12 protein-coding genes are annotated in these 13,152 nt (G+C 57.9%); 9 read left to right on the plus strand and 3 right to left on the minus strand.

The window, feature by feature from the left end; all coding sequences use genetic code 11:
- Positions 1-137 precede the first annotated feature (137 nt).
- The 5 genes from ahcY to ACJO3M_RS16545 all read left to right on the plus strand — a co-directional run bounded on the left by ahcY (position 138) and on the right by ACJO3M_RS16545 (position 4,981).
- Positions 138-1,532, plus strand: a complete 1,395-nt coding sequence (gene ahcY / locus ACJO3M_RS16525) for an adenosylhomocysteinase (protein WP_407002486.1) — start codon at positions 138-140, stop codon at positions 1,530-1,532.
- 12 nt (positions 1,533-1,544) lie between these two features.
- The gene (gene metF / locus ACJO3M_RS16530) at positions 1,545-2,414 is read left to right on the plus strand and encodes a methylenetetrahydrofolate reductase [NAD(P)H] (RefSeq protein WP_407002487.1); all 870 of its coding nucleotides are present in this window, start codon (positions 1,545-1,547) and stop codon (positions 2,412-2,414) included.
- Between the two features lie 306 nt (positions 2,415-2,720).
- A complete protein-coding gene (locus ACJO3M_RS16535) occupies positions 2,721-3,479 on the plus strand; it encodes a transporter substrate-binding domain-containing protein (RefSeq protein ID WP_407002488.1) in 759 nt (252 codons plus the stop codon).
- Between the two features lie 70 nt (positions 3,480-3,549).
- A complete protein-coding gene (locus tag ACJO3M_RS16540; protein ID WP_407002489.1) occupies positions 3,550-4,221 on the plus strand; it encodes an amino acid ABC transporter permease in 672 nt (223 codons plus the stop codon).
- Between the two features lie 13 nt (positions 4,222-4,234).
- Complete coding sequence (locus ACJO3M_RS16545; protein ID WP_407002490.1) at positions 4,235-4,981, plus strand: amino acid ABC transporter ATP-binding protein; 747 nt, start codon at positions 4,235-4,237, stop codon at positions 4,979-4,981.
- Positions 4,982-4,989: 8 nt separating this feature from the next.
- Here the strand turns inward: ACJO3M_RS16545 and ACJO3M_RS16550 are convergent, their stop codons facing one another.
- On the minus strand, positions 4,990-5,478 hold the full coding sequence (locus tag ACJO3M_RS16550; RefSeq protein ID WP_407002491.1) for a DUF2505 domain-containing protein: 489 nt from the start codon (positions 5,476-5,478) through the stop codon (positions 4,990-4,992).
- Between the two features lie 248 nt (positions 5,479-5,726).
- Between ACJO3M_RS16550 and ACJO3M_RS16555 the strand changes: the two genes are divergently transcribed.
- The 4 genes from ACJO3M_RS16555 to ACJO3M_RS16570 all read left to right on the plus strand — a co-directional run bounded on the left by ACJO3M_RS16555 (position 5,727) and on the right by ACJO3M_RS16570 (position 10,444).
- Positions 5,727-7,076, plus strand: coding sequence for an adenosylmethionine--8-amino-7-oxononanoate transaminase (locus ACJO3M_RS16555; protein ID WP_407002492.1), 1,350 nt, complete (start codon positions 5,727-5,729; stop codon positions 7,074-7,076).
- A 2-nt stretch (positions 7,077-7,078) separates the two neighbouring features.
- Positions 7,079-7,813 (plus strand): 16S rRNA (uracil(1498)-N(3))-methyltransferase, encoded by a 735-nt coding sequence (locus ACJO3M_RS16560; RefSeq protein ID WP_407002493.1) that lies wholly within the window; start codon positions 7,079-7,081, stop codon positions 7,811-7,813.
- A 268-nt stretch (positions 7,814-8,081) separates the two neighbouring features.
- Positions 8,082-9,311, plus strand: coding sequence for a DUF445 domain-containing protein (locus ACJO3M_RS16565; RefSeq protein WP_407002614.1), 1,230 nt, complete (start codon positions 8,082-8,084; stop codon positions 9,309-9,311).
- Between the two features lie 95 nt (positions 9,312-9,406).
- Entirely contained in the window at positions 9,407-10,444 is a 1,038-nt protein-coding gene (locus tag ACJO3M_RS16570; RefSeq protein WP_407002494.1) for an HDOD domain-containing protein, read from the plus strand.
- A 19-nt stretch (positions 10,445-10,463) separates the two neighbouring features.
- Here ACJO3M_RS16570 and ACJO3M_RS16575 read toward each other — a convergent pair whose 3' ends face one another.
- The gene (locus ACJO3M_RS16575) at positions 10,464-11,783 is read right to left on the minus strand and encodes a YihY/virulence factor BrkB family protein (protein WP_407002495.1); all 1,320 of its coding nucleotides are present in this window, start codon (positions 11,781-11,783) and stop codon (positions 10,464-10,466) included.
- 117 nt (positions 11,784-11,900) lie between these two features.
- On the minus strand, positions 11,901-13,118 hold the full coding sequence (gene malE / locus ACJO3M_RS16580; protein ID WP_407002496.1) for a maltose/maltodextrin ABC transporter substrate-binding protein MalE: 1,218 nt from the start codon (positions 13,116-13,118) through the stop codon (positions 11,901-11,903).
- Between the last annotated feature and the right edge of the window lie 34 nt (positions 13,119-13,152).

The following is a 13,152-nucleotide window of genomic DNA, read 5'->3' on the forward strand; positions in this document are numbered from 1 at the left end:
GGATGGCCTGAGAGAAGCGCACATGGATGTGCTCGTAGCGGTTCCGCGAAAGAAGCCACCCACCCCCGACACCACCGAATCAAGAGGCCAGGGGAAACCAAACTCCGAGGCCAAAACAGAACTGACAGGAGAACACCATGAGCACTCCGGCAGAAAAGCTGAGCAACGCAGAAGACTACAAAGTCCGCGATATCACCCTGGCCGACTGGGGCCGGAAAGAGATCAAAATCGCTGAAGGCGAAATGCCTGCCCTGATGAAGCTCCGCGAGAAGTATAAAGCCGAGCAGCCGCTGAAAGGCGCCAATATCATGGGCTGCATCCACATGACCATCCAGACCGCCGTGCTGATCGAAACACTGGTCGAGCTGGGTGCCAACGTGCGCTGGTCATCGTGCAACATCTTCTCTACCCAGGACCAGGCCGCTGCAGCCATCGCCGCGCAGGGCATTCCCGTGTTCGCATGGAAAGGGGAAACCGACGAAGAATACGACTGGTGCCTCGAGCGTACCGTCGGCGCCGACGTAGACGGCTGGGAACCCAACATGATCCTGGACGACGGCGGCGATCTTACCGCCCTGCTCCATGAGAAGTACCCGGAAGTCCTGACCAACTGCCACGGCGTCACCGAAGAAACCACCACCGGCGTACACCGCCTGCAGGAAATGCTGCGCGAAGGCACTCTGAAAGTGCCGGCCATCAACGTCAACGACGCCGTCACCAAATCCAAGAACGACAACAAGTACGGTTGTCGCCACAGCCTGAACGACGCCATCAAGCGCGCCACCGACCACCTGCTGGCCGGCAAGAAAGCCCTGGTGATCGGCTACGGTGACGTGGGCAAAGGCTCCGCCGCTTCCCTGCGCCAGGAAGGCATGATCGTAAAAGTCACCGAAGCTGACCCGATCTGTGCCATGCAGGCCTGCATGGACGGTTTCGAAGTGGTGTCCCCGTACATCAACGGCGTCAACACCGGCACCGAGGCCGGCATCAATCGTGATCTGCTGCAGAACACCGACCTTCTGGTCACCACCACCGGCAACATGAACGTGTGCGACGCTCACATGCTCAAGGCCCTCAAGAGCGGCGCCGTGGTGTGCAACATCGGCCACTTCGACAACGAAATCGACACCGCCTACATGCGCAAGAACTGGGAGTGGGACGAGGTCAAACCGCAGGTGCACGTGGTGTATCGCGACAAGGCCGTCAACGACCACCTGATTCTGCTGTCCGAAGGCCGCCTGGTGAACCTGGGCAACGCCACCGGTCACCCGTCACGGATCATGGACGGCTCCTTCGCCAACCAGGTGCTGGCACAGATGTACCTGTTCGAGCGTAAGTTCGCCGATCTGCCGGAAGACGCGCGCTCCAAAGGTGTATACGTTCAGGTACTGCCGAAGCAGCTGGACGAAGAAGTCGCCCGCGCGATGGTGGAAGGCTTTGATGGCGTCATCACCAAAATGACCCCGGAGCAGGCCAAATACATCGGTGTACCGGTCGAAGGCCCGTACAAGCCGGAAAGCTACAAATACTGATCGGATATCAAGATGGAATCCCAGAAACAGTTCAAACGCCGTTTCAGCTTTGAATTTTTCCCGCCCAAGACCGACCAGGGCAAGGAAAAGCTGCAGAACGTGCGAAACCAGCTCGCCGGGGAGAACCCGGATTTCTTCTCGGTCACCTTTGGTGCCGGCGGTTCCACCCGGGACCGCACCATTGAAACCGTGTTGAGCCTGCACAAGCAGGGCATTTCCACGGCTCCGCACCTGTCCTGCGTGGGTGGTACCCGCCAGGACATTGGCGAGCTGCTGGATTTGTACAAAGAGAACGGGATCAACCGGATTGTCGCCCTCCGGGGCGACATGCCTTCCGGTATGGGCGCCGCCGGTGAACTTCGTTACGCCAACGAGCTGGTGGAGTTCATCCGCGAGCACAGCGGCGACCACTTCCAGGTTGAAGTGGCGGCCTACCCGGAGTTTCACCCCCAGGCCCGCAGTGCCGAGGAAGACCTGAAGAATTTTGCCCGCAAAGTGGATGCCGGCGCCAACAGCGCCATCACCCAATACTTCTTCAATGCGGACAGCTACTTCTACTTCATCGACCGCCTGGAGAAGATGGGCATCACCATTCCGGTGGTGCCGGGCATCATGCCCATCGTCAACTTCTCCAACCTGGTGCGCTTCTCCGACATGTGCGGTGCGGAAATTCCCCGCTGGATCCGCAAGCAGCTCGAAGCCTACGGTGACGACAGTGATTCGATCCGCAAGTTCGGCGAGGAAGTGGTGACAGAGATGTGTGAGAAGCTGCTCAGAGCCGGTGCGCCCGGGTTGCATTTCTATACCCTGAACCTGGCCCAGCCCAGCATTCGCATCTGGGAGAACCTGGGGATTGGTGAGCGGGAGAAGATTGCTTTCTGATTGCCTTTCCAATGTCGGATTACGGCCCGTTGGGCCTAATCCGACCTACGGGTTCACCGGTAACCCGGCCTACGGAGTTCTTCCTTAACCGTAGGTTGGATTAGGTCCGCAGGACCGTAATCCACCAACCCTTCCTTCGCAGCACCTCCGCCCCAAGCATTTGATTTCCTGCATTTCTCCGTTTAATGGTCTAGAGTTAATTTGATGCAGTTCCATTAACGCTCCCCGACAGGCACTGTCACCAACCGTGCCTTTTGGCTTGCCTTACCGGGCAATCGGAGCTCCATAAGAAGACAAGGAGAAAGCATGAGCACGAAATGGCTGAAAACCCTCGGCGCCACACTGGCGATGACCGTGGCCGCGGGAACCGTGAGCGCTGAAACCCTGAGAGTCGTGACCGACCCCAGCTTCGTACCCTTCGAGATGATGGATCAGGAAACCGGGGAGATGATCGGTTTCGATATGGAGATCATCCGTGAGGTGGCCGACCGTGCCGGGTTCGAGATTGACCTCAACACCATGGATTTCAATGGCATCATTCCGGCTCTGCAGACGGGTAACGTGGATATCGCCATTGCCGGTATCACCATTACCGAAGAGCGTCAGGAAATCGTTGATTTCTCCGATCCATATTACGATTCCGGTTTGCGTATTCTGGTCCGCAAAGACAACGACTCCGTGGAAACCATGGACGACCTGAACGGCCAGAAAATCGGCACCAAGATCGGTAGCACCAGCTATGACTACCTGACCAAGACCCTGGATGAGAACGATGGGGTTACCCCTTACCCAGGCAGCTCCGATATGTACATGGCACTGATGTCCCGTGCTGTGGACGCGGTTTTCTATGACGCACCCAACGTTGGCTATTTCGCCAGTACCAAGGGCGAAGGCAAGGTTAAAACCGTTGGTCCGCTGTACGAAGGCCAGCAATATGGCATCGCCCTGAAGAAAGGCAGCGAATGGCTCGATGAAGTCAACGAAGCACTCGCCTCCATCAAGGAAGACGGCACCTACAAAACCATTTACGAGAAGTGGTTTGGCCCAATGCCGGAAGACATGTAACCGTCCGGCACCATAGCCGGGGCGCCAGGCGCCCCGGCAGGTAACTCCCCATACAACGGAGACAACCACTGTGGAATTCCAGTTTCAGTTTGACTGGCAAGCGGCCATAAACTCCATTCCTTTCCTGCTTAAAGGGATCCCCTACACTCTGCTGATATCGTTTGGCGGTCTCGCCATCGGCTTTGTGCTGGGCATTATTTTCGGCCTGCTGAGCATTAACAAGAAATGGTTCCTGCGCTGGCCGGCCACCGCTTACATCGAGATATTCCGCGGCACTCCCATCCTGGTCCAGGTGCTGTTTATCTTCTACGGTCTGCCCGACCTGGTTGGCAGCCCGATTGATCCGCTGGTCGCAGGCATCGCGGCCATTGCCCTCAACTCCGGTGCTTACATCTCGGAAGTCGTACGGGGCGGCGTCCAGTCAATCGACAAGGGCCAGACCGAAGCGGGTCTGTCACTGGGTCTCTCCCGGTCCCAGACTTTCTGGTCCATCATCTGGCCTCAGGCTTTCCGGCGCATGATTCCGCCGCTTGGCAACCAGGCGATTGTCAGTATCAAGGACACCTCCCTGTTCTCAGTCATCGGCGTCGGTGAACTGGTCCGCCAGGGTCAGGTTTATATTGCCAACACCTTTACAGCCTTTGAGGTCTACTTTGTGGTGGCCTGCCTCTACCTGATGATCACCCTCTCCCTCTCACTACTGCTACGACTCATTGAGCGTCGCGGGCTGGCTTCTGTCTGAAGGAAAGGTACCCATGACACACATTGTGCAAATGAAGAACATGAACAAGTACTTCGGTAAACTTCATGTTCTGAAGGACATCAACCTTACTGTGGAAGCCGGCGAGGTTGTCGTTATCATCGGCGCCAGCGGCTCCGGCAAATCCACCCTGATCCGCTGCGTAAATGGCCTTGAGGAATTCGAGTCCGGAAAACTCGAAGTGGACGGACACCCGCTCGCACCGAAGAGCGGCAATCCGAAATCTTTAGCCGAAATCCGCAAGGAAGTGGGCATGGTGTTCCAGCAGTTCAACCTGTTCCCTCACCTGACGGTGAAAAGAAACATCATGCTGGCGCCAATCAAGGTGAAAAACGCCTCCCAGGTGATCGCCAACGCCACCGCCGAGCGCCTGCTCAATCGCGTGGGCATCGGCAGCCAGGCGGACAAGTACCCCAGCCACCTCTCCGGCGGCCAGCAACAGCGCGTGGCCATCGCCCGGGCACTGGCTATGGAACCACGGCTGATGCTGTTCGATGAGCCAACGTCAGCGCTCGACCCGGAAATGATCGGTGAGGTGCTGGACGTGATGCGGGAGCTGGCCAAAGAAGGCATGACCATGATGGTGGTAACCCACGAAATGGGCTTCGCCCGGGAAGTGGCGGATCGGGTTATCTACATCCACGAGGGCCAGATTGTCGAGGAAGGCAAGCCTGGCGATGTTTTCGACAACCCGCAGAACGAACGGACCCAGGCGTTCCTGTCCCGGGTGCTGGCGCATTAGTGCCGAGACTACAATAACTGGCGGAGGGCGTCGTATTCCTGCTCGATTTTGGCGCGGGAGTCTTCCGCCAGGAATCTGGCTACCTTTTTGCCCAGCAACGGCACATCACACCGCACGTTCAGACTGACGTGGTTGGTGCAACGTTCCGCCGATCCTTTCAGTTTCATGATGCCGTGAATCTTCGCGGGCACATTCTCTATGCGCACCCGGAATTCACAGTGCCACTCGGAATCGTCCTTGCGGAACCAGTGTTCTTCCTGGCGCACCTGGTTCCACTCACGATGGAAACTGGCGAGAATCCCCGGCACTTCGGCCGAGGTCATCATCTCGCGCTCCACCACCAGTTTCGCTGACAGCTCATCGCGCTTCAGTTCCACAACACGCACATTCCGGGAACCCAGCTTCCGGTTTTTCTCAATGATGCGGCTCTCGTCGAAGAAGGCGCCCAGCACATGCTCAAGGCCTGCCTCGTAAGGATGTTTCAGCTCCAGTTCCATAACGGCCTCCGTAAAGTATAAGGAGATTGTTACGGGGGGGCTGCCTGCAAACATTGGCCGTCAGGTCAGGCTGTGATGGCTGCATAGCCAGAGTGATTCAGATCACACTCTGGTGTCCCGTCTGGCTCAGTGGGTTGACGAATGAGCTGGACGGGACACTAGCAGGCCTCACCTCCGCCAAGTATCATGGTGAACCTTTTGATTCATCAACTACCGATCCCTTTACCGGGCCGATAGGAGACTCACAGATGCGCAACGCCGATCTCGTCGCACGGGACCTGAAATCCGTCTGGCATCCCTGCACCCAGATGAAAGACCACGAAACCCTGCCACTGATTCCGGTGAAACGGGGTGAAGGGGTCTGGCTGGAAGATTTCGAGAACAACCGCTACATCGATGCCGTCAGCTCCTGGTGGGTCAACCTGTTCGGCCACGCCAACCCGCGCATCAACGCCGCGATTCAGGAACAGATCGGGAAGCTGGAACATGTGATCCTGGCCGGCTTCAGCCATGAACCGGTAGTCAACCTGTCAGAGCGCCTGATCGAGGTCACCCCTCCGGGCCTCAATAAATGCTTTTATGCCGATAACGGTTCATCCGCCATCGAAGCGGCGCTGAAGATGAGCTACCACTACTGGAAGAACCAGGGCAAACCCGGCAAGAAGAACTTCGTCAACCTCGGCAACAGCTATCATGGCGAAACCCTGGGCGCCCTGGCGCTTGGCGATGTTGCGCTGTACAAGGACACCTATCAGCCGCTGCTGATGGAAGTCCTTACGGCACCTTCCCCGGACGCCTGGAACAAGGAAGCCGGTGAAACCGACGAGGAATACGCCCTGCGCCAGTTCGAGGCCATGGAAAAACTGCTGGCCGAGAAGCACGAGGAAATCTGTGCCGTGGTGGTAGAGCCGCTCATTCAGTGCGCCGGCGGCATGCGCATGCACCATCCGATTTACCACACCAAGTTGCGGGAAGCCTGCACTCGCTACGGCGTACACCTGATTGCCGACGAGATTGCCGTTGGCTTCGGCCGCACCGGCACAATGTTCGCCTGTGAACAGGCAGATATCACTCCGGATTTCATGTGCCTGTCGAAAGGACTGACGGCGGGCTACCTGCCGCTATCCGTGGTGCTGACCACCGATGACGTCTACCAGGCTTTCTACGACGACTACGAGACACTGCGCGCGTTTCTCCATTCCCACAGCTACACCGGCAACCCCATCGGCTGTGCCGTCGCCCTGGCCACCCTGGACATCTTCCGGGATGACAACGTCATCGAGAACAACAAGCGCCTGTCCGCCTGCATGGCGGACTCGGTAGCCCACCTGGCAGATCACCCGAACGTCGGCGGCATCCGCCAGCACGGCATGACACTGGCCGTGGAAATGGTCAAGAACAAGGCCGACAAAACCCCGTTCCCATGGCAGGAAAGGCGCGGCATCAAGGTCTACCAGCACGCCCTCACCCGCCAGGCCCTGCTTCGTCCGCTGGGTAACGTGGTGTATTTCATGCCGCCGTACATCATCACCGAGGAGCAGATCCGCCACCTCGGCCAGGTGGCGACCGAAGGCATTGAGATCGCCGTCAGGGACTGAGCATGCGCGTTCCGAGAATCTACACCCGCTCGCCACTGAGCGAGGGCGGCACAACCGAGTTGGACGAAAATGCGGCCCAGCACGTAGGCCGGGTACTGCGCATGCAGCCCGGCCAGGAACTGCTGCTTTTCAACGGTGACGGTAACGACTTCCCTGCCACCATCACCAGCGCCAGCAAGAAGCAGGTCGAAGTCCAGGTGGGAGCCCCGGCTGCCAACGCCACCGAATCCTCCCTGGACATCGTCCTCGGTCAGACCCTCTCCAAAGGCGACCGCATGGACTACGCTGTGCAGAAAGCCGTGGAAATGGGCGTGACCCGCATCGTTCCGCTCACTACAGAACGTTGCGATGTAAAGCTCAAAGGTGACCGCGAGGAAAAACGCCTGCGCCACTGGCAGTCCGTCGCCATCAGCGCCGCCGAACAATGCGGCCGCGCCCGCGTGCCGGAGATACTCCCGGTCATGACCCTGGCGCAATGGTTTGAACACACTGAGGATTGTAACCTGAGGTTGGTCCTGCACCACCGCACGGAACAGTCCCTGGACACCATGAACAAACCAGCCCGCGTCGCCCTGATGATCGGCCCGGAAGGGGGGCTGAGCCCCGAGGAAATAACCGCAGCTGAAAACAGCGGCTTCCTGCCGGTGGCTCTCGGGCCACGGGTACTCAGAACAGAAACCGCCCCTATTGCGGCCATGGCACTGTGCCAATGGCTTTGGGGCGATATCGGCAACTGACTGTACCGACTGTGCCGCCGCCCCTGGCTGGCGTATCAGTCATTGACAGGGCGCGTGCTGGCAAACATTATCCCTGACAAGCTAAATCGCGGTTGAGAACAACACCGTATTTGGGGCTATGTTACGGGGAAGGTTCTCCAAAAACTGTGCGGAGCCATGGATGGCGGAGCCCAAGCGCTACATGGACGTACTTGAGCGTGTTTTGGAGAATCCTCCCCGTAACGTAGCGGGAACCAAAACACCAACAACGAACAAACGCGAGTACCGGATGACAAGTCTGTTTACCAATCCCGAATTCTGGCAATACCTAAGCATCCCGGTCATTGCCGCACTGATCGGCTGGACCACCAACTGGCTTGCCATCAAGATGACCTTTTATCCCCTGGAGTTCATCGGCAACCCCCCATTGCTCGGCTGGCAGGGCATCATCCCCTCCAAGGCCCGGAAAATGGCCGCCATCAGCGTGGATGCAACCATCTCCAAAATCGGCACCGTCGACGAAATCTTCCAACAGATCGACCCAAAGGTACTGGCCGCGCATATCGTGCATTCCGCGGACCCCCGTATTGAAGAATACGTCGACGAAATGATGCTGCGGGAATACCCCACATTCTGGGAAAACCTGCCCTCCTCTGCCCGCAACATGGTCTATGACCGGGTACGCAAAGCCACCCCCCAACTGGTGGACAACCTGGTGGACGACATCTCCACCAACATCGAAGACCTGCTGGATATAAAAGGCATGGTCATCGAGCGTCTTGCCAAAGACAAACAGCTGCTGAACCGGATTTTCCTGGAATGCGGCGAAGTAGAATTCCGCTTTATCGTCAATTCAGGCCTCTACTTCGGTTTCCTGTTTGGTCTGGTGCAAATGGCGGTATGGTACTTCTATCAGAGCTGGTGGGTGCTACCGTTCTTCGGCTTACTGGTCGGTTACGCTACCAACTGGATCGCGCTGAACGTGATTTTCCGCCCCTTACACGAAAAGAAAGTCGGACCAATACGATTCCAGGGGCTGTTCCTCAAACGCCAGCAGGAAGTGGCGGAGTCCTTCTGCCACATCGTGACCCACGAGATCCTGACGGTCGGCAACATCATCAACGCCATCATTGAAGGCCCCAAAGGCGATCGTGCCCGCAACATGGTGAAAAAACACATCAAACCGCTGGTGGATGAAACCGCTGGCATGGGCAAGGCGCTGACCCAGATGGCGTTTGGCCCCACCGGGTTTGCCACCCTGAAGAACAAAGTGGGGCTGAAAGCCATCGAAATTTCCCAGTCCTCTTTCAACAACCCGATGTTCGAACAAGACCGTGCCCGGGCGGTGGAATCCATCATGGTAGAGCGGATGATTGCGCTGTCATCGGAAGAATTCCAGGACCTGCTCCGACCCTGTTTCCAGGAAGACGAAATCAAACTCATCCTGGTGGGCGCATTCCTTGGCATGATCGCCGGTGTCGGCCAACTGGTCTTTGTATTCGGTGGCGCCCTGGGCTGACCGGGGCGTTTTCCTGTGCATAAAACACTGAGGCCTCTATACTGGCAGGTAGCGGGTGCGTAACCTTAGACGACCTATTTACCTGGAGGCACTGGATGCCAGGCTTTATATCCTGGATATCAGGCTTATTCTCTGCTGCCGGACCAAAGCCTCAGGGTGCCGAACCACGATTGTTCAACCCGGTCACAGACGATGCGCCAACTACAGAACAAGACGCTCAACTGATCCAGAACCTGGAGAACCACCTGTTCTGCTGGCTGCTTGACTCACCGCCTTCTGCACTCAAGGCGGGCGTGCCTTCCCTCGATGCCATCCTGAGCCAGCTTGAGACCCGCCTCCACGACCAGACTCTGGAAGAACTGCCCCGCCAGCCGCTGACACTCCCCAAGCTGATGCGTGCCCTGTCTGACGAATCCTCCGATCGCCACCGTCTGACCGATATCATTCTCAGCGACCCGGCCCTGACCGACCAATTGCTTCAGATCGCCAACAGCCCCTACTTCCGGCCCGGAGATCAGCCCATCGAGTCGGTAGACCAGGCGGTATTTGTGCTTGGTATTGATGGTATCCGGAATGTCATCTCGGCCGCAGTGATGCGGCCGATGATGGTCGCCCGTAACAGCCGCGAGGCCCTGTTTGCCCAGCGGGTCTGGCGATGGGGGCTGGCGTGCGCGCGCTCGGCGGAACTGATAGCAAGAATTCAGGGCCAGGATACCAGCGCACATTTCATCGTTGGCCTCTTGCCGGCACTGTCCTACATCACCCTGCGGCGGGAGATCCACCGTATCTGCCGGACCAGCCGGTACGGAATCGAGCCAGAACCGGCTCTCATAAGGCACGCACTGGCACGCTATCAGTGGACAACGTCCCAGCTAGTCGCCAATGAATGGAACCTTCCGCCCAAATACCACGCATACCTGCTGGCGGCGGAACGTCCTGCCCCCGGGCAGGTCCATACCCCTTTGAATGACGGCATGATCATCGGCACCCGTGAAGCGCTTCGCCACGCCCACCAGCGCAATATGGCGGAAGAAAAGCTACTCAGCCTGGTTCGCCTGGACGAGGAACAGTTTGTCCGGGTCCGCAAGGCTCTGATCCAGATGCTCGACGGGGGCAATCAGCCCCATAGCTGACAGCGCCCCCACAAGAGACTCAGGGATTACCACCAGGGGACTCATTATCCAGCAGTTCGGCAAAGGTTTCTGACTCATCCGCCGCGGAACGGTTCCGCAACCATGCCGGCAACACCGCCGGCAGACGATCCACCACCCGGTCCTCATCGTGACGGACAGCGTCCAGAACATTGCCAACGGTGATCAGGTTCAGTGCCCGCCCGGGGGTCAACTTATCGCCCTGACTGCCCGCCAGAGTCAGGAATCCCGCACGGATCAGTTTGTCGCTCACGCCCCGGGTCACCTCCCCGGGCACCCGCAGCTGGTGCTCCAGCCACTCCTGCTGAGGCGCCGGCTTACCTTCACTGAACGGTTTGGCGACCATCCACATCAACGCCAGGGCCACTTTTTCCTGCAGTTCAGGAGACAGCTGAACCTGATGGCGCTTCGCCACCGATCCGGGATTCTGCAGGTAAAACGATAAACTGGCACCAAGTAGCAGAATCATCCAGTTGAGATAAATCCAGATCAGCAGAATGATACCGATGGCGAAACTGGAATAGATCGCCTCGTACTTGGCGGAACCTGCCACAAAGGAAGCGAACAGCATCCCCGCAGCCTGCCAGGATACCCCTGCCACCAGGCCACCGATAAAGGCATAGCGCAGTTTGACCCGGGTGTTGGGGATAAACACATAAACGAAGGTGAATGCTCCCACCACCAGGAAGAACGGAGTAAAACGAGTGATGGCAATGATCAACGAACCAAACGGTTCAATCTCGACCAATGTCTGCACGAATTCTGAAGAGAAAATGGTGGCGGTCGCGCCGATGGCGGACACCATCAGCAGGGGGCCGACCATGATCACACTCAGGTAATTGCTGAACCGTTGCGCCATGGAGCGCATGTCCGGCACACGCCAGATCATGTTGAAGGAACGCTCGATTTTCTGGACCAGCGAAATCACCGTATACACCAGCAACGCCAGCCCCACGGACCCCAGCACCCCGACCTTCATGTTGTCGACAAAGCTCAGGATCTGCTCAGCGATGTCCAGCCCCTGAGGCCCCATGGGCTCAAAGAACTGGAACAGAAAGGGCTCCATTTTCTGGTGGACACCCATGGCCTTGAGCACCGAGAAGCTCAAGGCCAGCAGTGGCACGATACTGAGCAGCGTGGTGTACACCAGGCTCATGGAGTGCAGCGTCAGGTTACCACTGACCACATCCCGGATCAGCGCGTACAGACTACGCCCGGTTTTGTAGAGCCAGGTCCACGGCCAGTGCTGGGGTGGGTTGGGATTGGCGAGAATCCACTTTTCCGCGGCATTCAGCCGCTCTTTCAGTTGAAAAGAAGCCACACAACATCCTGCTTGCCAGTGTTTTGTACAGATTATCAGTCAGATACCAAATCACAACAAAGTATGGCCGATTGCGTGGCTTTTACTAGCGGTTTCGTGTCAGTAGCGGAAGCTCACTCAGTTTGTCACATAGTGCCGGCGCGTCCAGCCCCGCATTTCATCCAGCCGCCTTAGCCGGTTGGCGGCTCCATTCAACGTGGACGTTATTGGGTATTCGCCTTCCAGCATGCCGTCAAAGCGGATGGTCATCAGGTCCCAGAAGCGTTTCATTTCAGGGATGTTGGGCATGATTTCGCCTCGGCTGGCGGACCGGAATGTGTGATCGATGAACGGATCCTCACTGAGGGTTTCCACCACATCCAGATGAGCCACGGCGCCCAGCGGTTTGTCGTCATTCACCGCGTGCAGGCCGTCTTCGGTCAGCAGGTAGTCCTCAAGGAATTGCCTGGCCAGCTGGTGATTGGTGGAGACGGCACTGATACCAGCCGCCAGCACACCCACGAACGGCTTGCCGGGGTCACCTGTCGTGGTGGGTACATCGGCAATGCCCACATTGATGCCGGCGTCCCGTATCTCACTCCAGGCCCAGGGGCCATTGATGATCATCGCCGTCTCGCCGGCTTTGAAGCCATCCATCATGGAGCCATAATCCGCGTCTTTGGCCAGCACACCGGAATCCAGCAGATCCTTGATGCCCGCTACCGCGCGGATAGCGCCATCGGTGGCCACACCCACATCGGAAAGGTCATAAACCTGGCTCTCCAGACCAAAGCTGTACCCGCCCGAACCGGCAAAAACCGGCCAGGAAAAGTACACGTTTTTGTAATCCCAGGAGATGGCCTCAATGCCCTGGTCGCTCAGCCGATGATGCTCGGCTTTTACCTCTTCCAGGGTGGCAGGCGGGTTTGCCACGAGGTCCCTGTTATAGAGCAGGCTGACCACCTCCAGGGCAATCGGATAGCCATACACCCGCTCCCCCACGGAAACCGCCTGCCAGGCGAATGGGGCGATGGTTTCACGTACTTGCTTCGAAGGTTCGATGGGCCGCAGGTGCCCCTCGTTGATCCAGCTACCGAAGCGATCGTGGGGCCAGATCACAATGTCCGGCGCCATTGAGGAATAGCCGTAATGATCGTACTCGGATGTTAGATCATCCGGGGTTTCCACGGTGACCGGGATGCCGGTTTCCGCCTCGAAGCGCCGGCCTACTTCGGCGAGACCCTGGTGTCCCTTGTCGGAGTTGATCCAGATAAGCAGCTCGTCGCGCTCAAAGGCAAGAACTGGCACGGAAAAGAAAACGGAGGAAAGCGCAAGCGCCAGGATGGGTCTGATCATAATATCGCCCTGTTGTTATTGTTGGAGCGTTAGT

Source organism: Marinobacter alkalisoli, assembly GCF_045449795.1.
Taxonomy (GTDB): domain Bacteria; phylum Pseudomonadota; class Gammaproteobacteria; order Pseudomonadales; family Oleiphilaceae; genus Marinobacter.

Excerpts from the sequence above, each read along its gene's own strand:
- ahcY (WP_407002486.1), top strand. The coding sequence starts at position 138 with ATGAGCACTCCGGCAGAAAAGCTGAGCAACGCAGAAGACTACAAAGTC.
- metF (WP_407002487.1), top strand. The coding sequence starts at position 1,545 with ATGGAATCCCAGAAACAGTTCAAACGCCGTTTCAGCTTTGAATTTTTC.
- ACJO3M_RS16535 (WP_407002488.1), top strand. The coding sequence starts at position 2,721 with ATGAGCACGAAATGGCTGAAAACCCTCGGCGCCACACTGGCGATGACC.
- ACJO3M_RS16545 (WP_407002490.1), top strand. The coding sequence starts at position 4,235 with ATGACACACATTGTGCAAATGAAGAACATGAACAAGTACTTCGGTAAA.
- ACJO3M_RS16550 (WP_407002491.1), bottom strand. The coding sequence starts at position 5,478 with ATGGAACTGGAGCTGAAACATCCTTACGAGGCAGGCCTTGAGCATGTG.
- ACJO3M_RS16555 (WP_407002492.1), top strand. The coding sequence starts at position 5,727 with ATGCGCAACGCCGATCTCGTCGCACGGGACCTGAAATCCGTCTGGCAT.
- ACJO3M_RS16560 (WP_407002493.1), top strand. The coding sequence starts at position 7,079 with ATGCGCGTTCCGAGAATCTACACCCGCTCGCCACTGAGCGAGGGCGGC.
- ACJO3M_RS16565 (WP_407002614.1), top strand. The coding sequence starts at position 8,082 with ATGACAAGTCTGTTTACCAATCCCGAATTCTGGCAATACCTAAGCATC.
- ACJO3M_RS16570 (WP_407002494.1), top strand. The coding sequence starts at position 9,407 with ATGCCAGGCTTTATATCCTGGATATCAGGCTTATTCTCTGCTGCCGGA.
- malE (WP_407002496.1), bottom strand. The coding sequence starts at position 13,118 with ATGATCAGACCCATCCTGGCGCTTGCGCTTTCCTCCGTTTTCTTTTCC.